Here is a 21,288-nt window from a genome sequence, read left to right as displayed (position 1 = left end):
CAAGCTGCTTTCATAGCCAAACAAACTAGTTGTATATCGAAAAAACCAATATAATCTGTTGATTTTAACAATGAAATAGGCTATAATATTGATAGGTTCAATATTTGGTGTGTGAAAAAAGCACAAGACAACTTGTTAGGTGCTCCCCACTAATCAGCCCCAATAATAGGATAGGATACTAAAGCAGATGCCTGAATTACCAGAAGTTGAAAATGTTCGCCAAAGCTTGGAAAAGCTGGTGAGAAATAAAAAAATATTGGAGATTGAAAGTTCATATCCACGAATGGTTTTAACAGGATTCGAGGAGTTAAAAAAAGAACTTGAAGGTCAAGTCATCAAAGATATCCAGCGCCGTGGCAAGTACTTGCTTTTTGATTTTGGTGAGTGGACATTGATTTCGCATCTCCGCATGGAAGGAAAGTATCGTGTGGAACCGCTGGTCTTCGACAAGCAAAAGCACGATCATATTTTTGTGAGATTTTCAGATGCGACCCTTGTTTATGCCGATGTCCGTAAGTTTGGGACTTGGGAATTATTGCAAAGTCAAGATGTCGAACGTTATTTTCTTTCGAAAAAGATTGGTCCAGAACCGAGCGTTGAAACTTTTGATGAGGCGATTTTTGCTGAAAAACTGAGAAAATCGAAAAAAAAGATAAAGCCTTATCTTTTGGACCAAACCTTGGTTGCAGGCTTAGGAAATATTTATGTTGATGAAGTACTTTGGCGTTCACAAGTGCACCCTGAAATGTTGGCTTCAGACTTGAGCAAAGCACAAATTCATCGTATTCATGATTATACGATTGAGGTCCTTCAAACGGCAGTTGAACGCGGAGGTTCAAGTATTCGGACTTATAAAAATGCAATGGGTAAAGAAGGAAGTATGCAAGAGTTGCTCATGGTTTATGGCAAACAAGGACAGCTTTGTCCGCATTGCCAGCAAGTGGCGATTGAAAAAATAAAAGTTGCAGGACGTGGTTCACATTTTTGTCCATATTGTCAAAAAATAGAGTGAAAACTTAATTTTTTTACGTACTAAAATATGCGGTGCAATCAGTTTCAAACAAAATTAAAAATGCTATAATATAAAGAGCAAGAGATTAACGGAGAAAATAATGGCTACAAAGAAAAAGAAAAAATTAGAAGATATCACAAAAAAATATGGTGCAGAACGTGAAAAAGCATTAAAAGATGCACTTGACCTCATCGAAAAAGATTTTGGTAAAGGTTCTTTGATGCGTTTAGGGGAAGCTGCGAGTCAAAAAGTTCAAGTGACAAGTTCAGGTAGTTTGGCCTTGGATATTGCGCTTGGTGCAGGAGGTTACCCTAAAGGTCGTATCATCGAGATTTATGGTCCGGAAAGTTCTGGTAAGACAACAGTTGCGCTGCATGCGGTTGCTCAAGTGCAAGCCGAAGGTGGTATTGCTGCCTTTATCGATGCAGAGCATGCTTTGGACCCCGTCTATGCAGCAGCGATCGGCGTAGATATTGACCAGCTTCTTTTGTCACAACCAGACTATGGTGAGCAAGGCTTGCAAATTGCTGAGAAATTGATTGAATCTGGTGCAGTGGACCTTGTTGTTGTCGACTCTGTTGCTGCTTTGACACCACGTGCCGAAATTGACGGTGAAATCGGAGATTCGACAGTTGGTTTGCAAGCACGTATGATGAGTCAAGCCATGCGTAAGCTTGCTGCAGGCATCAACAAAACAAAAACAACAGCGATCTTTATCAACCAATTGCGCGAAAAAGTCGGTGTTATGTTTGGTAGCCCAGAAACAACGCCTGGTGGTCGTGCTTTGAAATTCTATGCTTCTGTACGTTTAGACGTTCGTGGTAGCACAAAAATCGAAGAAGGCTCTGGTGACAACAAAACAGCCATCGGTAAGTTGACGAAGATTAAAGTTGTTAAAAACAAAGTTGCGCCACCATTTAAAGTTGCTTTAGTAGATATCATGTTTGGTGAAGGTATTTCTAAAACAGGTGAACTCTTAACAATTGCCGTTGAAGAAGGCATTGTGAAGAAAGCAGGTGCTTGGTTCTCTTATAATGACGAAAAGATCGGTCAAGGTGCGGAGAAAGCAAAAGCTTTCCTTAAAGATAATCCTGAAATTTTCAATGAAATCGACCGTAAAGTACGTCAAAATCACGGTTTGATTGAAAGTGATGAAGAAAATGAAAAAGAAGATGCTAAACCAGCAAAAGCAGATGAAAAAGTAAAGGTTGAAGCTGCTGGAGTAGAAGAAATCGAGCTTGAATTAGAATAAATAAAAAAACTTCTGTATTCAGAAGTTTTTTTATTTATAAGTCAACTGTTTTTTCTTTACGAAGATAAGAAATAATCCCGAAAACAACAATCCAGACTGCTGAACCAATGGCTGGTATACGTGTATCTTTAAAGAAGAAGAGTGAGATGAAGATTAAACCAAATGCGACGATTGTTATTGGAACTAAGACGTTTGGCATTGGAACCTTGAAGCCATCTTCAAGATACTCGCTTGATTTTCTATATTTTGTATAAGCAATCAAAGTCATGATATAGACAATCAAGAAAAGATTAGTCGCAACACTTGTGATAAAGACAAAACCGTTAGACACACCTGGAATAAGTGAGATAAATGGAGCTAAGAAGATTAGTGCTGCTGTGAAGAAAAGAGCATTTGTAGGAATCCCGTTCTTTGAAAGTTTCGTGAAGGGCTGCAATGCTTTATCTCCGTGTAGTTTTGAGAGAGAGAAAAGATTGCGTGTTGTTGAGAAGAGTGCTGAATTAAGTGCTGAAGCTGCGGAAGTCAAAACGACAAAGTTAATCACTGCTGCTGCCCATTTGAAGCCGATAAGATCAAAGACCATAACAAATGGGGATTGGTCTGCAGGGATATCCGTCCAATGGTAGATGGACATAATCGCCGTGAGTGCTCCGATATAGAAGATTAAAATACGAATCGGAATTTGGTTAATCGCTTTTTTTAGTGTTGGACGTGGATCCAATGTTTCAGCAGCGGTCATTCCGATAAATTCCATCGCAACAAAGGCAAACATCACCATTTGGAAGCTTCCGATAAAGTTTGTGATGCCATTAGGGAAGAAGGAGAAGTCTTTCGTCACATTGCTTAAGCTAACAGTTGTACCATCTGCTTGGAAGCCACTGAAGGCCATGATGATTGCAGTAACAATCAAACCAACGATAGCAACGATTTTTATCATCCCAAACCAAAATTCTGTTTCACCAAAGAATTTGGCATTGAGTGTGTTTAAAGCAGTTAAGGCCAAGAGGATAACGGTTTCGGTAAGCCAGACAGGAACACTTGGTAACCAAAACTGGATGTAGACCCCGACAGCGGTTAACTCAGCCATAGCCATAAAGATAACAACAAGCCAATAGGACCATTGAATAAAATATCCCGCCTTATTACCAAGGTAGTGGCTGACGAAGTTAAGGAAAGAGTGTTGCTCAGGGTCCATATAGAGCATTTCACCGATTGCACGGAGCAAGATGAACATCAAGGCACCAATAATGATATAAATCAAAAGAATGGATGGGCCAGTCATGCTGATAGATTGACCTGCCCCTAAGAAAAGACCTGTTCCGATAGTTCCTGCTATTGCAATAAGCTGGATGTGACGATTTTTCAGACCTCTTTGGGTCTGATTGTTTTCATTATTCATAAAAACCTTTCTGTAATTTTATGTACAATTATAGACATTATCAGTTAATTATATCTTTTTTGAATTAATTTAGCAAGATGATGTGCTACATGTTTAGAACAGACATATAAAAAATGTCATTTATGGTACATGAAAAAACAGAGAAAGTTTACTGAAGAAGGTTGAGGAAAAGCGGTCAAGTTGCTTTTCTGGTATAATAAGATTATGCTAATCATAAATGAACAATTATTTGAAATTGATGATTTAATTGATGAGGTAATTAAGGATTTTTTGAACTTACCAGAAGTTAATGCTTATCGCGCCTTGAAAAAGGCTTTTGAAGAAGATGAAGACTTGCAGTCTAAGCTTCAGCTTCTTACGGACAATCAAGATTATATCGCCTTTAGACCAGAACTGGTCCAGCTCAGAAAAGAGCTCTTACTCAATGAAAAGGTCTACCAGCTTCGTGTGGCTGAAAATGACTTACAGGAACTTCTATCTGAGTTAACGAAAGATATCACATCAGCAATTTCAGAACACATTTTTGTAGATGAAAATTTACCCTTGAAAGGAGGAAGCCGTCATGGACGCCATCATTGATAAAGAAATAGTGGGGCCAAAGATAGAAGATAAGACAGTTCGCCCGCTCGAAAAGCAAGGAAGGATTGCACTTTTTGTCTATTGCAACTCCTACAAAGGGAATAGACAGCTTAGTCACTATGGAGACCTTGGATATACAAGTCGTAAGGCACATTATAGCTTGCTTTATGTGAATGAAGAGGATGTTTCGGAGACAATCAAGAAACTTAAAGCACTTAAATTTGTGAAACGAGTACGCCCAAGTCATCTGAAAGATCTCAACCAGAACTTCTCTGAAGCTTTTGCGGAGACAAATGAAGTAATTAAAGGACAACTGGAAGCTGCTTTAGGCAAATTGTAATGGAGATGCGACATTATAGACACAGCCTTAGAAATTCTGCTCTACAAAAAAACTGCCTTCAGGCAGTTTTTTCAATATGACGAAGATAATTTTGAATAAGGACTTGCGAGCAATTTTCGATGTGTAAACATTCAGTGTCAGTATAAATTAAAGTAGAAGGTACTTGGGTAAACTCATTTTTATAAAATTCCTGAGCATTCTTAATCATTTGTTTTTTAGCGAACTGACGATGGGTAATAAAGTCAGCAGTTGTGAGCTTTATTTCGCAGAGAATTTCGTGGCGCATTTGATTGTTATAATCCAGTATGCTGAGGTCGTCCAGTCTCTCCTGTAAAGCTAAGATGAATTTTCGCCCATACTTTCGCCCGTGTAGATTTATCGTCAAGAAATCGGAGGAAATTTTTTGGAGACGATCAAAGCTTGCGTTGAGACTTTCGATATTTTTGGGAAGTTCACTGTTATCACGTAACTCTTTAGCTGCAGCAAGTGTAGCTATTGGGTAGAGGTACCAGCTGTGCGCATCAAATTCGGAAAATTGATTGAGAATTGGCGTGAAAAAATGATGAATATCATACATGAGAGTTATTGTTTTCCTTGTTAAAATCTTTAATATTATTGTTTATCAGTTGTGTATCCACGTTGTATAGTGTATCAAATTTTATATAGGAGACCAAATTATATGCAAAAAGTGCTGAAACAGCACTTTTATTGTTTTTTCAGGTGACGCAAACAATCTAAGAAGCGTACAACTTTTGATTTTGAAAAACGAAATTCGATATGATTTTTTTTCAAGAAAGCAAGGAAATCTTTTTTGCCTTGTTCGCTATCAGTAACCTCTAATTCTAACTCATAATCAGTATGGCCAAGGTAGTCGTTTTTATCTAGGGCAGCAAGGCCGATAGGGAGATGTTGTTCGTAACGGATTGTGGTTAAACTTCCAATCAGAGTAATGCTCTCCAGATCTACCCCACGCTCAACTAAAATATCGCAGATTTCACTGAGGTCAGTTTTACCACAAGTGATACTTTTTTGCGCGAGCAAATATTGTGCTTCTTCAAGTGTAAGGTCAATATTATGTTCGATGTTTCCGACCTGTTGAGGAACTTTGAGGGTCATTTCTGCTGAACGATCAAAGGTACGGATACGCAGAGCTAGCTTTTTCTTACGCAGTGTATATTCTTGAGAATCAAGATAGTGGTTAGTCTGTCGGACAGGAGTGACGTGTGAAAATAGAGTTTTCAATCGGTCATACTCCGGCATAGAGAGCATCGTCTTATGCTCAATTTCTAAATTTGTTGACATTTTTATGTATAAAAAGATGCTCTGTTTAGATTACTCTTTACAAGATCTCCAAGAGAGGCATCCTCCCTTCTTATTGAAATGATGATTGATCTATTATCTAAAAGTATATCAAAAGCCTGTATCTAAGTAAAGCCAGAAAAGAAGAAGAGGCTCCTTTCTTACGGTCTACAGTGCTATTAAAACAGCATTTCGCTTCTTTTTCATAGTCGTAATTTAGTCAAGCTGTCTAGTGAATAGGGGGGATATATGGTATAATTGTGAAAGACCTGTAATAAAATACAAAGGAGAATTGACGAGCGTCAATTTGGATAAGCATATGACTGAAAGTACAGCAACTGAATTTAACTGGGAAGAATTTCTTGATCCTTATGTCCAAACGGTTGGGGAACTAAAAATCAAACTTCGTGGTGTGCGCAAGCAATTTTTAAAGAAAAAACTTTACTCACCGATTGAGTTTGTCACGGGGCGCGTGAAGCGACGTGATTCGATTCGGAAGAAGGCAGTCATGCGAGGATATACGCAAGAAACGATTCGAGAAATGGAAGACATTGCTGGTGTTCGTGTCATGGTGCAGTTTGTTGATGACGTCTGGGATGTTTTAGAGCTTTTACGAAAACGTAAAGATTTAAAAATTATTGAAGAGCGGGATTATATCCATAACCAAAAAGCGAGCGGTTACCGCTCTTATCACGTAGTCATTGAGTATCCAATTGATATGATTGAGGGGGCCCAAGTCGTGCTTGCCGAAATTCAAATCCGAACCTTGGCGATGAATTTTTGGGCAACAATAGAACACTCCTTAAGTTATAAGTACGGTGGTGTTATACCAGATGAAGTTCGAGAACGTCTAACGACTGCGGCGCATATGGCTGCGCAATTGGATATGGAAATGGGTGCGATTCGAGAAGATATCCAAGAAGCCCAATTACTTTTCGATGATCCGCAGGCAAGACTGGACTATAAGAAAGAAAACGGAGAAGACAATGAGCTCTGGTAAAAAGATCTGGTTGGTAGGGAATTCAAGTGAAAAATCGCAAAAAACGCTGTTAGAACTAACAGCGCTTTTGCGGTCTAAAAAATTCAAGTTTGAAAAAGAAAATCCAGAAATTGTTATTTCGGTTGGGGGAGATGGGACACTTCTCAAAGCCATGCACCTCTATGAAAATAAGCTGGATAAAATTCGCTTTGTAGGTGTTCATACGGGACATCTGGGCTTTTATACCGACTTTATGAATACAGATCTCGATAAGGTGGCGCTTGCTTTAGAGTCTGAAACAGCCGAGCATGCAGTACATTATCCACTTTTGCGGATACGTGTGAAATTTCAGGATGGTTCAGAAATGCTACATTATGCACTTAACGAGTCAACGATTCGCCGAACTTCTAAGACCTTAGTTGCGGATATCAAAATTTCCGATTTTCTTTTTGAAAAATTTCGAGGAGATGGTTTATCTGTGTCTACACCAACGGGGTCAACAGCTTATAATAAATCTATTGGGGGCGCTGTTTTACACCCTCGTGTCGAAGCTATGCAGATGGCCGAGATAGCCAGTCTAAATAATATTGTGTATCGTACCTTAGGGGCACCGATGGTTGTGGCTAAGAAAGACAGTATTATTATTTGTCCAGAAGATGTTGAGGATTACAGTGTTACTGTTGACCAGCTGACATTCAACTACGAAAAAATCGAAGCCATCGAGTACAGCATGGATGGTAAAACAATCGCTTTTGCAAATTGCGCCCATACAAGCTTTTGGGAACGTGTCAAAAACGCATTTATCGGCGAAGTTGAATAATGCTGCAAACACTTTTCGTTTGGGTGTAGAGTGTCTCTTGGCATAATTATATTTACAGAGCGAGCAAATATGGTATAATAAAGTTTTGTTCTAGGCAAACTCCGACATATGTTGGAGTTTTTAGATGGAAAAAATTCAGTTTATGAAGTGGAAGAACCCTTCAGAAGTAAGGTAATCGATGTCAAGAGCAGACTTAAAAGGAGAAGTTAAACAGTGGAATTTTCATTTACAAATACAATTGATGGAAGTACGGTAAAAGCCTTACTTAAACGTCATGGCGTTTCCAAACGCTTCCTTTCACATATCAAATTTGATGGTGGTGAGATTTTAGTGAACGGTATGGAGCGTAATGTTCTTTTTCCTTTGCAAGTCGATGATGTTGTCACGATCATCACGCCTATCGAGCAAGGTACAGATTTGTTGATTCCTGAAGACATTGATCCAGAAGTCGTCTTTGAAGACGATCATTATTTGATTGTGAACAAACCCGCAGGACGAACTTCGATTACTGGACGTCTACATCCAACAGGAGCAATGTCTAATATCGTAAAGGGCTATATTGTGCGAAAGAAATATGAAGACCAAACCGTACACATTATCACACGATTGGACCGTGATACGAGTGGCTTGATGATTTTTGCTAAACACAGTTTGGCTCACTCTCTTATCGTGCATCCTAAATATAAGGATAGCGTTACCAAACGTTATTATGCTATTATTCATGCAGATGAAAAAATGCCCAAAACAGGGGAAATTAATTTACCTATTGGTCGAGTGGAAACGTCAATCATTGAGCGACGTGTGCATCCTGAAGGAAAAGAAGCCAGAACAAGCTATGAAGTTGTGGCAGAGAAAAATGGCTTGATGCAGCTAGATGTCGTTTTACATACCGGCCGTACACACCAAATTCGTGTTCATTTTTCACATCTAGGGCATATTCTTGTCGGCGACGAACTTTATGGAGGTAATCATGACCTTATTGATCGCCAAGCGCTCCACTGTCATCATTTACAATTTGTCCATCCCTTTACAGACGAATTGATTGATATTGAATTAGAAATGCCTGAAGACATGCAAAAATTGATGCGTGAGTAAAAGCTATGTGCCATTATTGGCCGCACAACAATTTCAAGCTCAAAAGTACGCTATAGAGCCATTTTTCCTAAAAAAACAATAAAATAAAGCTGAATCTTGTAGGGACACAGCTTTTTCTTTTAGATTCATTTTGAGTTTGGACATGTTATAATAACGGAGTAGAAGTTAAAGGACGGTAGCCTAACTGGGAGGTGATGCTTATGACATTTTGTAGGCTATAACCTCAAAATACAGAAAGGCGACATTTTTTGTCGGTTTATGAAGCTTTGTCACTCATGCTTGCTTTTGCAATGCTGGTGTTGACATTGAATAATAGCAACAATAAAAAATAACTGTCCAACTTTAGCTGAGTAACGACAGTTATCTATCAAATATTTGGCTACCGTTCTTCATACGGCTACAAAGGGCTTGTTTGTGCAAGCCTTTTTACTTATTTTCATTATATCATCAACATCAGAGGATAGCAAGGCAGATGAAATTGGGACTAGCGCTAAAAAACTTTCTGCCTACACAGAAGATTTTTTTATTTTTTAAAGTCCCAACCTTTGATAATTTTAACGCCGGTAATTTTTTCTGGATTTACAGGTGAAGATTCTTCTTGTGGGTTATTTGGGTTAGCTTCCACTTTTCCTGCAGCAATTTTATCAACAACATCCATGCCAGAAATCACTTGTCCAAAAACAGTATATTGGCCATCAAGGAAAGGCGATCCCCCTTCTTTGTAGGCATCAATAATCTTTTGGGGATATTTACTTGTGCTCAAACCTTGCTCAGATGCTTGTGGGTTTTGAACAATAAAGAATTGCGAACTGCTTGTTTCTCCGGGGCCACTGTTTGCTAGTGATACTGCTCCACGAATATGATAAAGCTGATTAGAAATCTCAGTCGCAAATGGCTTGTTGTCGTTTACGACGGATTTGCTTCCAGTTCCTTTATTGCTTGGGTCACCCGTTTGAATCATGAAATCATTAATCACACGGAAGAATTCATTGTTTTTATAGTAACCTTGTTTAGCCAAAGTCAAGAAGTTTTCAACAGCCATTGGTGCAAGTTTAGGGAAGAGCTTGATGTTAATGTTCCCAGCTGTTGTTTGAATTTGAACTTCAGCTTCATCCTTGCCAACTTCTTTCGATAACTGAGGGAGTTCAACATTTTGTAAGTCATTTTTTGCGTCTGTCTTGCTGTCAGAACTGTTCGCAAAGTAAAGAAGACCACCAACGATAACAACGATGAGGACTAATAATCCTCCAAAGATAATATTCGTATTTTTTTTCTTTTCCATTCCTATATTTTAACATAAAAGTTTCGAAGACTAAACGACGATAAGAAGTTTATACTTGCAAATTTAAAAATAAAGGACTATACTAAATAAAAAATATCAGGAAGGAGAATCACATATGTTTAAGTTTGACCTACAATCTCAACATCATCATGCGCATAGATAAGAGTTGTGTCATACTTTGGTATAGATGCAACTTTAGAGTACGCTCGAAAGACATCTATGCCGGTGATTCTCAGAAAGACCGGATGGCTAGGCTATACGGTCTTTTCTTTTGGGCAAAATTATGCTGTAAATGAACGAAGAAGTATTAGAGAAAGAAAAAATATGAAAAATGAAAATCAGGTAAAACGCAATTTAAAACAAAGACACATCACGATGATTGCGCTCGGTGGAACGATAGGAACAGGATTGTTCCTGACCTCAGGAGCGACCATTAGTCAGGCTGGACCTTTTGGGGCGGTACTGGCTTATGTCTTTGTCGGAATCATGGTTTATTTTGTAATGACCTCTTTAGGAGAGATGGCCACTTATTTACCCACGTCGGGTTCTTTTACAGATTATGGGGCACGCTTTGTGGATCCAGCTTTTGGTTTTGCTTTGGGCTGGAACTATTGGATAAACGGTGCAATTACTATTGCGGTCGATTTGACAACGGCAGGATTAATCACTCAATTTTGGTTTCCTCAGGTTCCCTCTTGGATATTCTCGGGTGTGGCCACAGTCCTTATTTTTGCAATTAACATCATGGCAGTACGCGCTTTTGGGGAAACAGAATATTGGCTCTCCATTATCAAATTGATTACGATTATTGTCTTTTTGGCTGTTGGTGTGTTAACGATTATCGGAATTTTTGGAAATAATATTGATGTTGTTGGTAATCTCACAGCAGGCAATCACGGCTTTACTGGTGGCGTTACAGGATTTGTCGGTGTTTTACTCATCGCTGGCTTTTCTTTTCAAGGTACAGAACTTCTGGGAGTTACAGCGGGAGAGTCGGAAAATCCGGAGAAAAGTATTCCTAAAGCAATGAACTCTATTTTTTGGCGTATTCTACTTTTCTACATCTTTACGATTATTGTTATTGCAGCTATTATCAATTACCAAGACCCACGCTTACTTAATCCTGATTCGACAGCGGTTATGAGCCCTTTTACTATTGTTTTTAAGAATATTGGTTTAGCCGTAGCAGCGAGTCTAATGAATGCCGTGATTTTAACCTCAGTTATCTCCTCAGCAAACTCTGTCATGTATGCTTCAACTCGTATTCTTTATTCTTTAGGTAAAAAAGAAGGCGCGCCCCGTCAGTTTTCAAAGATAGCCAAAAATGGCATCCCTATCAATGCTTTATTGGCAACGACAGCGGTATGTGTGGTCGCATTTTTAACAGGAATTTTCGGCACACAAATTTACCTTTTGCTTGTGGATCTGTCAAGTTTGACGGGGTTTATTGCATGGCTTGGGATATCGATCAGTCACATTCGTTTCCGTCGCGCCTTCTTGGCTCAAGGCGGTGATTTGAGCAGTTTGCCTTATCAAGCAAAATGGTTCCCCTTTGGACCAATTTTGTCTCTAATCATGACGGCAATGATTGTTGTTAATTTAGATCCAGCGCTGCTTTTCAGCAGTCACTGGGGCGAAGGCTTGGCTATGTATGCCGCGATACCACTTTTCTTAGCCCTATATTTTGGATATAAATGGAAGTACAATACAAAATTAGTGCCACTCAAAGCGGTAGATTTGAGCCGAGAGAAATGATAGAATGAAAACATGAAGAAAATCAAATTCTACCTGTTTCCCTTCCTCCTGTTATTTATTTTTATGAGCTTGACCGCTTGTGAAGTGAACACGAAGAAAAATACATGGCAAAAGATTGAAGAAGACAAGACGATCACTATCGGTTATGAGGCAGACTTTGCGCCACTAACTTCAATGCAAGAGAGTGGAAAACCTGATGGTTTTAATGTAGCTTTAGCAGAGTCAATCTTTGCTTCTTATAATATAAAGATTGACTGGAAAGCATTGGATTGGTCATCCAAAGAAAAAGCCTTGAAAGAAGGAGAAGTCGACCTGATTTGGGGACCCTATACAGCAAATAAGACAAGGGAAAAGACCATTTTATTTAGTCAACCTTATCATACTGGAAGTTTAGTATTGCTTGTTCCTAAAGAGGCAGAGCTTTACAATATTGGCGATATGCATAATCAAGCAGTTGGCGGGCAAAAAGCTTCAGCAGCTTATGATTTGTTTAGCGATTATCCGCAGATTTTAAAAAATATTGCCAAAGAAAATTTGATGTTTCTCTATAACCAACCGAGCGATGCAATCGCAGCCTTGCAAGCAGGGGAAATTCAAGCTGTTCTTTTAGATAAGGATTATACTAAAGCGTATCTCCGTAGTCATCAGCTTGAAGGCTTATATAGTATGCTAGATACGCCCTATCCACAAGTTGAATATGCTGTAGCAGCACGAAAGAGTGATACTGAATTAATGAATAAAGTCAACCAAGGTTTGCAGGCCCTTCAGCAGTCTGGCAAATTTAGCAAGCTCTCTAAGCAGTGGTTTCTACACTAAGGTGTTAAAATAAAAAGAGCGAAAGCTCTTTTTATTTATAGTGAAGAGGAATAAAGATGAAATTTATTGCAATAGTAGGAACCAATGCCAGCTTTTCTTATAATAGAAAGTTGCTTTGGTATATGAAAAAACATTTTATTGACGAGGCTGAGATTGAAGTCATCGAGATTACAGGCTTACCTTTGTTTTCGGAAGACAGTATGGACTTGCCTGAGAGAGTCCGCGAAATCGCTGAAGCCATTGAAGCCGCAGATGGTTTGATTATCTCCACTCCTGAGTACGATCATGCCATCACTGCAGCCTTGAAGTCTTTGCTCGAATGGCTCTCTTGGGGGGCTTTGCAACCCATTATTAATACGCCAGTTATGATTGTTGGCGCTTCTCTAGGGAAGCAAGGCTCCGTTTTTGCACAGGAAAATCTCAGACAAATCCTTCAGTCACCAGGGTTGGAAGCTTTTGTCTTACCGGCTAACCAATTTTTACTGAGTCATGCTGCGGATGCGTTCGACGTTTCAGGCAATCTAATAGATAGACAAACGATTTCTTGGCTGGAACATTGCTTCAGAAACTTTTGCCGCTACAGTGCACATTTGCAGCCTTTACGCGCGCTGATAGAAACAGATGCAGATACTGGGGCATCGGAGTATGAATGATTTTTTATCTCAAAAATATCGAGGCTTGGGTACAGTTATTGAGCTGAGCTTACTTGATGTGGAGAATTCAGAAACTACAGTAAGACTTGATCAGGCATATAGAAAAATTGTTCATTATGAAGATTTATTCACAGTCAATAGAGCGTTATCGGAGTTAATGACAGTCAACCAAGCTGCAGGAGTAAAAGCAGTTGCCTTGTCGGAAGAAGTCTATGATTTAACGAAAAAAGCTGTACAGGTCAGTCAGGAACACTTTGGTTTCAATGCAAGCATCGGTCCTTTGGTAAGCCTTTGGCATATCGGTTTTGCTGATGCCCGTGTTCCTTCTGAGCAAGAAATTCAAAAAATGATTGGTATGGTAAGTCCTGATGATATTGTTCTGGATGATCAGCAAAAGACTGTTTTTCTCCCTCAAAAAGGAATGTCTTTAGACTTAGGGGGTATAGCCAAAGGATACATTGCTGATAAAGTTGTAGAATTTTGGAAAGAAATTGGTCTTTCCACAGGCATTGTTAATCTTGGGGGGAATATTCGGTTTTTGGGCCGGCCCCTAAAAGGATATTGGCGTGTCGGAATTCGTAATCCACTTACTCATGGGTCATCTTTGGTACTTCAAGTGCTTACCGCGTCCACATCTGTTGTGACTTCTGGAATTGATCAGCGCTATTTAGAGCGAGACGGAAAGAGCTATCATCACATTCTCAATCCTGAAACAGGTTATCCTCATGTGAACAACTTAGCCAGCGTGACAATATTTTCTGAAAAGTCATTAGATGGGGAGATTGAGGCGAAGAGGTTGTTCTTTTCAAAAGAACCTGAAAAAGTCTTTACGAAAAGACAACACGTGATTCAAGCGGCAGTGCTTATTACCAAAGATAAGGAAATAAAAATCCTTGGACTTAAGCCCAAGGATGTACGTTTGATTGATAAACATTTTAAGATTATAAACTGAGCATTGCTCAGTTTTTTTCTTTATTCAGGTCGTGCAAAAGAGGCAATCATTTGCTCAGCGCATTTAAGGCCATCAATGGCTGCAGAAACAATCCCACCAGCAAATCCTGCTCCTTCACCAGATGGATAAATACCTTTTGTGGAGATAGATTGGAAACTTTCTTCATCACGATTGATTCGAACAGGAGAAGAAGAGCGTGACTCAACACCAGTCATAACTGCGTCGTTCATGGCAAAACCTTGAATCTTTTTGTCAAAGCCAAGGAGAGCTTCCTTCATAGAAGATGTAATATATTCAGGGAAGAGTTGCCTTAAGTCTGTTGGAGTGACACCTAAAGCATAAGAAGGTGTAACTTCACCGATATCAGTAGACGGACGACCTGCAAGAAAATCTCCAACTAATTGCGCAGGGGCTTGATAAGTTTCACCACCAAGAACAAATGCTTTTTCTTCAAGTTTCCGTTGGAATTCAACCCCAGCAAGAGGATGATCTTGACCGAAATCTTCCGGAAAGACTTGGACCAATAAACCACTATTGGCATTTTCTTCAGACCTGGCGTGTTCGCTCATACCATTGGTTACCAAACGGCCTTCTTCCGACGCGGCAGGCACGACAAGACCTCCAGGGCACATACAGAATGTATAAACGCCACGCCCAGAACTGGCCTTGTGTGTCAAACGATATTCTGCTGCGCCAAGACGAGGATGTTCTGCAAATTCTTTGTACTGTGCTTGATTAATCAAGCTCTGAGGATGTTCAATGCGAACACCGACAGCAAAAGGCTTAGCTGTCATATTAATTCCCTTATCATACAGCTCAGCAAAGGTATCGCGTGCGCTGTGTCCAATGGCTAAAACGGCATGATTGGAGAGGATTTCTTCCCCGTTTTTGAGAACAATACCTTGAAGTTCATTTTTGTCAATTATAAAGGAAGCGACTTGACTGTCAAATAGAACTTCTCCGCCTAAAGCAATGATCTGCTCACGAATATTCTTGACAATATCACGAAGTAAATCTGTTCCTACGTGCGGATGTGCTTTGTAGAGGATGTCTTCCGGTGCGCCCGCTTTTACAAATTCTTCTAAAACTTTGCGCCCGCGCAAGTCACGTACACGGGAAGTAAGTTTTCCATCGGAGAAGGTACCTGCACCGCCTTCACCAAACTGGACGTTTGAAGCAGGATTAAGTTTTCCTTTTTTCCAGAAATCATCGATGGATTTCACACGTTCTTCAACTTTTTGACCACGTTCTAAAACGATAGGTCGGTAACCCATTTGCGCTAAGAGTAAAGCAGAAAACATACCAGCAGGACCAAAACCGATGACTAAAGGACGATGTTTCATGGCTTCTGTTCCGCTTTGTGGTTCTTTATATTTCAAGTCTGGTGAGAGGGAAACATTTTTTATTTTTTTCTTGAGGAGTTTAGCTTCATTTTTGATTTGGACATCAACCGTGTAGATAAAGTTGATTTCTCCCCGGTGTCGCGCGTCGATTGATTCCTTATAAATACGATAGTCAATCAAGTCGGACTCTTGAATTTTTAATTTTTTCAAAAGTAAGCTTTTAACTTTTTCCACAGGCTCATCAATTGAAGTTTTTATTTGAGATATTCTTAACATAGTTTGTTCTCTTATCTAGATAAAGTGTTGCAGATAAAAGATATCGCACACTTCTTGATTGTAAAAACCCAGCCCTGAGAACTGGATTTTTGTTTTTATTTCATTGTTGGGAAGAGCAAGACGTCACGGATAGAAGTTGTACCAGTGAAGAGCATGACTAAGCGGTCGATACCGATACCCAGACCACCAGTTGGTGGCATACCGTGTTCCAATGCTTCAACGTAATCGTAATCTACACCAGTAGCTTCATCATCACCGAGTTCTTTCGCTTTAGCTTGGGCTTCGAAACGTTCAAGCTGATCGATTGGGTCATTTAATTCTGAGAAGGCATTGGCATATTCTTTACCATTGATGAAGAGTTCGAAACGATCAGTAAAACGTGGATCTTCAGCATTCATCTTCGCAAGAGGAGAGATTTCTTTTGGATGTCCAAAAACAAATGTTGGTTGGATCAATGTATCTTCTACGTATTTCTCGAAGAATTCATTGATGATGTGGCCAACGCTTGTGAAGTGGTTTTCCACATAAATATCATGTTCTTTCGCCAAAGCAGCAGCTTCTTCAAAATCCATTTCTTTCCAGAAATCCACGCCTGTTTGCTCTTTAATCGCATCAACCATGTGGATGCGAGCGAACTTACCGCCCACATTGATTTCTTTACCATCGTATTCAACAACATCTTTGCCAAGGACAGAGTGTGCCACGTGTTGGAAAATTCCTTCAGTCAAATCCATGATATCTTCAAAGTCAGCATAAGCTTCATAAGATTCCATGGTTGTAAACTCAGGATTGTGTGTCATATCCATGCCCTCGTTACGGAAGACGCGCCCAAGTTCGTAAACTTTTTCCATACCACCGACGATTAAGCGTTTCAAGTGCAATTCTGTTGCAATACGGAGCGCCATGTCGATGTCTAATGAGTTGTGGTGTGTATAGAAGGGACGTGCTGCTGCACCACCGGCTTCGTTGTTCAAAACAGGAGTTTCAACTTCAAGATATCCGCGACCATCCATATAGCGACGGATCTCGCTAATAATTTTAGAACGTGTCACGAAACGATTGAAGCTTTCTTTGTTTGAAATCAAGTCCAAATAACGTTTACGGTAACGTGTTTCAGTATCTGTCAAGCCGTGGAATTTTTCTGGCAATGGACGAAGTGCTTTAGACAAGAAAGTCAACTTGCTTGCTTTAATAGAAAGCTCGCCCATATCTGTCTTCATGATTTGTCCTTCAACACCAAGGAAATCACCGAGGTCAGCCTGTTTGAAAATTTGATAGTTTTCTTCGCCAACTTCGTCTTTACGCACGTAAATCTGAATTTGTCCTTCACGGTCTTGGATGTGAGCAAAACCGACTTTACCTTTACCACGTTTTGTCATCAGACGTCCCGCGATTGTTGCATGTAAGTCTTTTTCGTGTAATTCTTCTTTAGTATTTTCATCGTATTCCGCATGTAATTCTGCAGAGTTGTGTGTACGAGTAAATTTATGTCCGAATGGATCAATGCCTGATTCACGCAGTGTTTCCATTTTTTCACGACGGACTTTCATTTGGTCATTAAGTTCTTCGATAATTTCAGCCAAAATGTTTTCTCCTATAAAAAAGTTTATATCAACCATATTTTAGCATAATTTTACGGCTTTTGACAGCTTATAATCATGTTTTTGAAAAATCTTATGAAAGAAAAGTTGAACTTTATTTTTAGAAAAGTGAAATGACGTCATTTACTCTCTTGAAATATTACATTTAACACAAAAACAGAGAAATATTGGCGAAATATGGAGCTCATGAAAGCTTATTTTAAAAGACTTTCAAGCACTTTGTTTTTCTATTGCATTTGTTACTGAAACCAAACATAAAAATACTACTAAAATTAATAAAAAAATGCTACAATAGTTGAGTTATCTTGGAGAGGCCTCTTTATGCTAGGAAAGTCAAGCCTAGACTGAATTAAGCCGGATAAATCCAACTTAAAGATTTTATGATACAGGAGTTACGTTTTGAAAAAAGTCAAAGAGCTTTTAATTGGTAAATCTTTAAAGTCAACAGTAGGAGATTCACACCTGCTGACTAAATTACAGGCCTTAGCCATGTTATCGTCAGATGCCTTGTCATCAATTGCTTATGGACCTGAACAAATTCTTTTGGTATTGGTTGCAGTAGGTGCAGGCGCTTCATGGTATTCGATACCTATTGCCTTAATTATTTTAGTTTTACTGTTTGCGCTGATTGGAAGTTATACACAGGTTATTCATGCCTATCCATCAGGAGGTGGAGCTTATCTGGTCTCAACAGAAAATCTTGGTACAATTCCAGGATTAATATCCGGGGGCTCGCTTTTAGTTGACTACATGTTGACAGTTGCTGTATCTACGGCTTCGGGAGCAGACGCCATAACTTCGGCCTTACCTGAACTTCATCAGTACAATTTGGAAATTGCAGTGGCGCTTGCTTTACTGCTCATGCTGATGAACCTTCGAGGGTTGCGAGAATCGGCGGCCTTTCTCATGATTCCTGTTTATACTTTTATTGTAACGACCGTTGCTCTCCTAGGTGTTGGAGTTTTCCGTATTTTATCTGGAAGTTTACCCTACCAAGCACCAGCTCATATTGGTACAACAGTAGGAGGCGTGTCACTTATCCTCTTGCTTAAAGCCTTCTCAACAGGTTCTTCATCGCTGACAGGGGTAGAAGCAATTTCAAATGCTGTGCCGTTCTTTAAGCAACCAAAAGAAAAAAATGCCGCTAAGACTTTGGTGATGATGGGAATTATTCTGGCAGTGTTCTTTAGTGGTGTTATCTTCTTTGCTTATTGGCTTGGATTAACACCACGTGGTGACGTGACCATTATCGCCCAAATGGCGCAACAGATTTTTGGAGACAGTGTTTTCGGACACGCATTCTTCTTTATCTTCCAAATTGCTACAGCTCTCATTTTGGCAGTAGCAGCAAATACAGGTTATTCCGCCTTTCCAATGCTTGCCTTTAATATGGCAAAGAAAAAATACATGCCTCACTTATTTACTGCGCGTGGAACACGTTTGAGTTATTCGAACGGAATTATCAGCCTAGCTATCGGTGCGGTCATTCTCTTGTTTATCTTTGATGGACAAACAGATCGCCTTATTCCACTCTATGCTATTGGGGTCTTTACACCATTTACGTTAGCTCAAATCGGTATGGTTGTCCATTGGCGCAAGAAGCTGGGCAGTAAGTTTCTGCTCCGTTCTATCCCTAACATTATTGGGGCAATCATTTCTTTTGTCGTGGTAATGATTTTGCTTATTTTCCGTACGGCTGAAATTTGGCCATTCTTTATTGTTTTACCGATTTTGATTTTCTGCTTTATCCGTATCCACAGTCATTATATGAATGTGGCGGAACAATTGCGCTTGCGCAAAGAAACTGCGGAGCACAAGTTTGATGGTAACACAGTTATCGTCTTGGTCGGAAATGTAACAAATGTCGATGTTGGGGCGATTAACTATGCCCGGTCTGTGGGAGACTATCTGATTGCACTTCACGTGTCTACAAAAGAAGATACGGAAAAAGAAGCAGAAATCGAACGTGATTTCAATGAAACCTTCCCAGATATTAAGTTGACCGTTGTTCATACCAGCTATCGTAGCATCATCACGCCAGCTGTTCGCTTTATTAATCTCGCTGCAAAACAAGCAAAAGCGCACAACTATACAACAACTGTTTTGATTCCGACTTTCATTCCGTCGAAGCCATGGCAAAATATCTTCCACAATCAGACCGGTTTACGCCTCCGTTACTACCTGAATGCTCATGAAGATATCATACTATCAAGCTACAACTATCATTTGAAAAAATAAATAAGATAAAGTGTTCACCCTAGTAACTTTTGGCTAGTCGGAACACTTTTTTCTTTGGAGTCAAGAGAATACTTAAAGAAACAGAGCAAGAAGAGAAGACCAAGGCAGACTGATGCTATATAACCGTAATCATAGAAAAGCCAGAAAAATTCAGCAAATCCTCGAAGTTGATGGGGCTGAACATGATTGTCAATGGCCATAACTAGAGGGAGGTATATAATGAAATAACAAGCATATAAGATGAGACAAGCTAGAACTATGAAATGTGTCCCTCTTTCTTTTTTAAAGGAGAGAAAGAAAGCGAGGAATAGAAGTAGAAGGAGGGCAAGACCTACAGCCATTTCTTGATGAAAGAGCAGGTAAAAGAAATTTTCATATACTTGTTCCAAGCTTAAAGTTTCAGAAAACTTTACTCTGTTGAGTGTGCTTGGTAAAAACATGGAAGCAAACCAAGCGAGGAACAAGAAGATGAGGTGTCCAGACTTTATTTTAATATTATTCATGGTTTATTCTCACTTTTTGGATTAATAGGCGCTGTTGATTGTAGAAAAGCTCCATGTTGAGTTTCCACGCCGTAAAGTTGCACTGTAAGTTGCTCGGATTTGAGTGGAGCTAGATAAAATTTTCACATAAGAATAGTTTCGATTGACAGCCCAGAACGGCTTGAACCAAGATTAGTCGTATTTATCTGTTGTATGAATCCACCTGTAGCTGCTCCTCTCGGCCCATTATTTGCAGTCATGACGCTAGAACGAGTGACTAAGGTTCTATTATCATAATTTGTATAACCACCTGTAACTCGTGTAAGGCGAACATTCCCCCCTGAAACTACCCAAGTTATTGTCACATGAAATCTTACAGCCGCAGTTCGATCCCACATCACTCTATTTTGACTAGCGGCAGAGACTTTTTTTGCCAAAAATATTTGGTAAAGTAGAGGTAAGGGAGAAGTTGTCTATTGACTGGCTTGTATCTTGTTCAGCTTGATTTAACTCTGAGGTATAAGTAGTGGTTCCTTCTGTGACCTCCTCACCATCATTAGTAATTTCAGATTCAACAACAACAGGTACAGTAAAAGTCTCTGCTTGATTTGTCTCTGCGCTTAGAGTAGCCCCTTTTTCAACTTCATATTTAACTTTATCACTTTCATTGGTGAATACTTTATCTGCATCCTTTGGAACAAAAAGATGAACATCACCATCTTTATCTAACTTTATATCTGGGGCGACAGTATTCTCTGCTTTAGTCCTCACGCCACAGCCAAGCAAGACTGCAAAGAATAAAATTATAATCATAAATTTAATGTTTTTCATTAGCAAAGCCTCTTTTCTCTATTTGTTTACTGATAATATTGGCTACTTTCTATGCAAGCCAATATTTAAAAGTGTGAAGGGAAACTATATAACTCCTTTCTTGTATATTTATAACTCTCTTAATTATAAAAGCCATAAGACGTTTAAGTCAAAATTTGTGCTACACTATGTGTACTTTTCTTAAGGTTGAAACCATAATTAGAAAAATGTAGAAAGCTAATTTTTCCTTGTATAGACTACATAGATGGCTATTTTAAAATTAGATTATAAGTGTGCCAAATTTG

The 21,288-nt window shown here is 39.3% G+C and carries 22 protein-coding genes; 13 read left to right on the top strand and 9 right to left on the bottom strand.

Annotation, left to right across the window (positions count from 1 at the left end):
* Window positions 1-187 precede the first annotated feature (187 nt).
* A complete protein-coding gene (mutM, locus tag KJS37_RS02280; RefSeq protein ID WP_213495717.1) occupies window positions 188-1,012 on the top strand; it encodes a DNA-formamidopyrimidine glycosylase in 825 nt (274 codons plus the stop codon).
* A 100-nt stretch (window positions 1,013-1,112) separates the two neighbouring features.
* Window positions 1,113-2,264, top strand: a complete 1,152-nt coding sequence (recA, locus tag KJS37_RS02275; RefSeq protein WP_019291389.1) for a recombinase RecA — start codon at window positions 1,113-1,115, stop codon at window positions 2,262-2,264.
* A 34-nt stretch (window positions 2,265-2,298) separates the two neighbouring features.
* Here recA and KJS37_RS02270 read toward each other — a convergent pair whose 3' ends face one another.
* Window positions 2,299-3,663, bottom strand: coding sequence for an amino acid permease (locus KJS37_RS02270; RefSeq protein WP_213495715.1), 1,365 nt, complete (start codon window positions 3,661-3,663; stop codon window positions 2,299-2,301).
* Window positions 3,664-3,867: 204 nt separating this feature from the next.
* On the opposite strand from KJS37_RS02270, the gene KJS37_RS02265 reads away from it, so the two are divergent.
* Both KJS37_RS02265 and KJS37_RS02260 read left to right on the top strand, forming a co-directional pair.
* Window positions 3,868-4,242, top strand: a complete 375-nt coding sequence (locus KJS37_RS02265; RefSeq protein WP_017369481.1) for a YlbF family regulator — start codon at window positions 3,868-3,870, stop codon at window positions 4,240-4,242.
* Window positions 4,226-4,582, top strand: a complete 357-nt coding sequence (locus KJS37_RS02260) for a YlbG family protein (protein ID WP_096368739.1) — start codon at window positions 4,226-4,228, stop codon at window positions 4,580-4,582. The genes KJS37_RS02265 and KJS37_RS02260 overlap by 17 nt, the downstream gene beginning before the upstream one ends.
* 58 nt (window positions 4,583-4,640) lie before the next feature.
* Here the strand turns inward: KJS37_RS02260 and KJS37_RS02255 are convergent, their stop codons facing one another.
* Together KJS37_RS02255 and KJS37_RS02250 are read right to left on the bottom strand one after the other, a co-directional pair.
* A complete protein-coding gene (locus KJS37_RS02255) occupies window positions 4,641-5,159 on the bottom strand; it encodes a dithiol-disulfide isomerase (protein WP_165711821.1) in 519 nt (172 codons plus the stop codon).
* 128 nt (window positions 5,160-5,287) lie between these two features.
* Window positions 5,288-5,884: a CYTH domain-containing protein gene (locus KJS37_RS02250; RefSeq protein ID WP_213495713.1), complete on the bottom strand. Its 597-nt coding sequence runs from the start codon at window positions 5,882-5,884 to the stop codon at window positions 5,288-5,290.
* A 316-nt stretch (window positions 5,885-6,200) separates the two neighbouring features.
* Here KJS37_RS02250 and KJS37_RS02245 point away from each other — a divergent pair, with 316 nt between their 5' ends.
* The 4 genes from KJS37_RS02245 to KJS37_RS10400 all read left to right on the top strand — a co-directional run bounded on the left by KJS37_RS02245 (window position 6,201) and on the right by KJS37_RS10400 (window position 9,107).
* Window positions 6,201-6,881 carry a GTP pyrophosphokinase gene (locus tag KJS37_RS02245; RefSeq protein ID WP_017369477.1) on the top strand — a complete coding sequence of 227 codons (681 nt, stop codon included), beginning with the start codon at window positions 6,201-6,203 and terminating at the stop codon, window positions 6,879-6,881.
* Window positions 6,868-7,680, top strand: a complete 813-nt coding sequence (locus KJS37_RS02240) for an NAD kinase (RefSeq protein ID WP_026063808.1) — start codon at window positions 6,868-6,870, stop codon at window positions 7,678-7,680. Before KJS37_RS02245 ends, KJS37_RS02240 begins: the two co-directional genes overlap by 14 nt.
* 213 nt (window positions 7,681-7,893) lie before the next feature.
* Entirely contained in the window at window positions 7,894-8,775 is an 882-nt protein-coding gene (locus KJS37_RS02235) for an RluA family pseudouridine synthase (RefSeq protein WP_096368737.1), read from the top strand.
* Between the two features lie 248 nt (window positions 8,776-9,023).
* Window positions 9,024-9,107 (top strand): putative holin-like toxin, encoded by an 84-nt coding sequence (locus KJS37_RS10400; protein WP_255566451.1) that lies wholly within the window; start codon window positions 9,024-9,026, stop codon window positions 9,105-9,107.
* 191 nt (window positions 9,108-9,298) lie between these two features.
* Here the strand turns inward: KJS37_RS10400 and KJS37_RS02230 are convergent, their stop codons facing one another.
* A complete protein-coding gene (locus KJS37_RS02230; RefSeq protein WP_213495711.1) occupies window positions 9,299-10,057 on the bottom strand; it encodes a peptidylprolyl isomerase in 759 nt (252 codons plus the stop codon).
* Between the two features lie 324 nt (window positions 10,058-10,381).
* Between KJS37_RS02230 and KJS37_RS02225 the strand changes: the two genes are divergently transcribed.
* The 4 genes from KJS37_RS02225 to KJS37_RS02210 are packed head-to-tail and all read left to right on the top strand — an operon-like array spanning window position 10,382 to window position 14,233.
* Window positions 10,382-11,812, top strand: coding sequence for an amino acid permease (locus KJS37_RS02225; RefSeq protein WP_017369473.1), 1,431 nt, complete (start codon window positions 10,382-10,384; stop codon window positions 11,810-11,812).
* A 12-nt stretch (window positions 11,813-11,824) separates the two neighbouring features.
* Window positions 11,825-12,628: a transporter substrate-binding domain-containing protein gene (locus KJS37_RS02220; protein WP_165711824.1), complete on the top strand. Its 804-nt coding sequence runs from the start codon at window positions 11,825-11,827 to the stop codon at window positions 12,626-12,628.
* Window positions 12,629-12,684: 56 nt separating this feature from the next.
* Complete coding sequence (locus KJS37_RS02215; RefSeq protein ID WP_165711825.1) at window positions 12,685-13,281, top strand: NADPH-dependent FMN reductase; 597 nt, start codon at window positions 12,685-12,687, stop codon at window positions 13,279-13,281.
* Complete coding sequence (locus tag KJS37_RS02210; protein ID WP_213495709.1) at window positions 13,250-14,233, top strand: FAD:protein FMN transferase; 984 nt, start codon at window positions 13,250-13,252, stop codon at window positions 14,231-14,233. The genes KJS37_RS02215 and KJS37_RS02210 overlap by 32 nt, the downstream gene beginning before the upstream one ends.
* A 20-nt stretch (window positions 14,234-14,253) precedes the next feature.
* Here the strand turns inward: KJS37_RS02210 and KJS37_RS02205 are convergent, their stop codons facing one another.
* Both KJS37_RS02205 and lysS read right to left on the bottom strand, forming a co-directional pair.
* A complete protein-coding gene (locus KJS37_RS02205; RefSeq protein ID WP_213495707.1) occupies window positions 14,254-15,852 on the bottom strand; it encodes an NAD(P)/FAD-dependent oxidoreductase in 1,599 nt (532 codons plus the stop codon).
* Between the two features lie 95 nt (window positions 15,853-15,947).
* Entirely contained in the window at window positions 15,948-17,471 is a 1,524-nt protein-coding gene (gene lysS / locus KJS37_RS02200; RefSeq protein ID WP_207781118.1) for a lysine--tRNA ligase, read from the bottom strand.
* A gap of 381 nt (window positions 17,472-17,852) precedes the next feature.
* Here lysS and kimA point away from each other — a divergent pair, with 381 nt between their 5' ends.
* The gene (gene kimA / locus KJS37_RS02195) at window positions 17,853-19,691 is read left to right on the top strand and encodes a potassium transporter KimA (RefSeq protein ID WP_019294216.1); all 1,839 of its coding nucleotides are present in this window, start codon (window positions 17,853-17,855) and stop codon (window positions 19,689-19,691) included.
* A gap of 14 nt (window positions 19,692-19,705) precedes the next feature.
* On the opposite strand, the gene KJS37_RS02190 is transcribed toward kimA, so the two are convergent.
* From KJS37_RS02190 to KJS37_RS10390, 3 genes are all read right to left on the bottom strand, one after another.
* Window positions 19,706-20,194, bottom strand: a complete 489-nt coding sequence (locus tag KJS37_RS02190; RefSeq protein WP_165711828.1) for a hypothetical protein — start codon at window positions 20,192-20,194, stop codon at window positions 19,706-19,708.
* 122 nt (window positions 20,195-20,316) lie between these two features.
* A complete protein-coding gene (locus KJS37_RS10395) occupies window positions 20,317-20,571 on the bottom strand; it encodes a hypothetical protein (RefSeq protein WP_244851298.1) in 255 nt (84 codons plus the stop codon).
* A gap of 13 nt (window positions 20,572-20,584) precedes the next feature.
* Window positions 20,585-20,986 carry a hypothetical protein gene (locus KJS37_RS10390; RefSeq protein ID WP_244851296.1) on the bottom strand — a complete coding sequence of 134 codons (402 nt, stop codon included), beginning with the start codon at window positions 20,984-20,986 and terminating at the stop codon, window positions 20,585-20,587.
* Window positions 20,987-21,288: the final 302 nt, after the last annotated feature.

Origin of the sequence: Lactococcus formosensis, assembly GCF_018403745.1 — a bacterium.
Classification (GTDB): Bacteria; Bacillota; Bacilli; order Lactobacillales; family Streptococcaceae; genus Lactococcus; species Lactococcus formosensis.
Note: the sequence above shows the minus strand (reverse complement) of the source record. Positions and strands in the feature narration are given on the sequence as shown.

Coding starts and splice junctions, on each gene's coding strand:
- KJS37_RS10390 (WP_244851296.1), bottom strand. CDS start 20,986: ATGATTATAATTTTATTCTTTGCAGTCTTGCTTGGCTGTGGCGTGAGG.
- KJS37_RS02260 (WP_096368739.1), top strand. CDS start 4,226: ATGGACGCCATCATTGATAAAGAAATAGTGGGGCCAAAGATAGAAGAT.
- KJS37_RS02210 (WP_213495709.1), top strand. CDS start 13,250: ATGCAGATACTGGGGCATCGGAGTATGAATGATTTTTTATCTCAAAAA.
- KJS37_RS02245 (WP_017369477.1), top strand. CDS start 6,201: ATGACTGAAAGTACAGCAACTGAATTTAACTGGGAAGAATTTCTTGAT.
- KJS37_RS02270 (WP_213495715.1), bottom strand. CDS start 3,663: ATGAATAATGAAAACAATCAGACCCAAAGAGGTCTGAAAAATCGTCAC.
- KJS37_RS02190 (WP_165711828.1), bottom strand. CDS start 20,194: ATGAATAATATTAAAATAAAGTCTGGACACCTCATCTTCTTGTTCCTC.
- KJS37_RS02215 (WP_165711825.1), top strand. CDS start 12,685: ATGAAATTTATTGCAATAGTAGGAACCAATGCCAGCTTTTCTTATAAT.
- KJS37_RS02255 (WP_165711821.1), bottom strand. CDS start 5,159: ATGTATGATATTCATCATTTTTTCACGCCAATTCTCAATCAATTTTCC.
- lysS (WP_207781118.1), bottom strand. CDS start 17,471: ATGGTTGATATAAACTTTTTTATAGGAGAAAACATTTTGGCTGAAATT.
- KJS37_RS10395 (WP_244851298.1), bottom strand. CDS start 20,571: ATGTGGGATCGAACTGCGGCTGTAAGATTTCATGTGACAATAACTTGG.
- KJS37_RS02225 (WP_017369473.1), top strand. CDS start 10,382: ATGAAAAATGAAAATCAGGTAAAACGCAATTTAAAACAAAGACACATC.
- mutM (WP_213495717.1), top strand. CDS start 188: ATGCCTGAATTACCAGAAGTTGAAAATGTTCGCCAAAGCTTGGAAAAG.
- KJS37_RS02250 (WP_213495713.1), bottom strand. CDS start 5,884: ATGTCAACAAATTTAGAAATTGAGCATAAGACGATGCTCTCTATGCCG.
- KJS37_RS02230 (WP_213495711.1), bottom strand. CDS start 10,057: ATGGAAAAGAAAAAAAATACGAATATTATCTTTGGAGGATTATTAGTC.
- KJS37_RS02265 (WP_017369481.1), top strand. CDS start 3,868: ATGCTAATCATAAATGAACAATTATTTGAAATTGATGATTTAATTGAT.
- recA (WP_019291389.1), top strand. CDS start 1,113: ATGGCTACAAAGAAAAAGAAAAAATTAGAAGATATCACAAAAAAATAT.
- KJS37_RS02205 (WP_213495707.1), bottom strand. CDS start 15,852: ATGTTAAGAATATCTCAAATAAAAACTTCAATTGATGAGCCTGTGGAA.
- KJS37_RS02240 (WP_026063808.1), top strand. CDS start 6,868: ATGAGCTCTGGTAAAAAGATCTGGTTGGTAGGGAATTCAAGTGAAAAA.
- KJS37_RS02220 (WP_165711824.1), top strand. CDS start 11,825: ATGAAGAAAATCAAATTCTACCTGTTTCCCTTCCTCCTGTTATTTATT.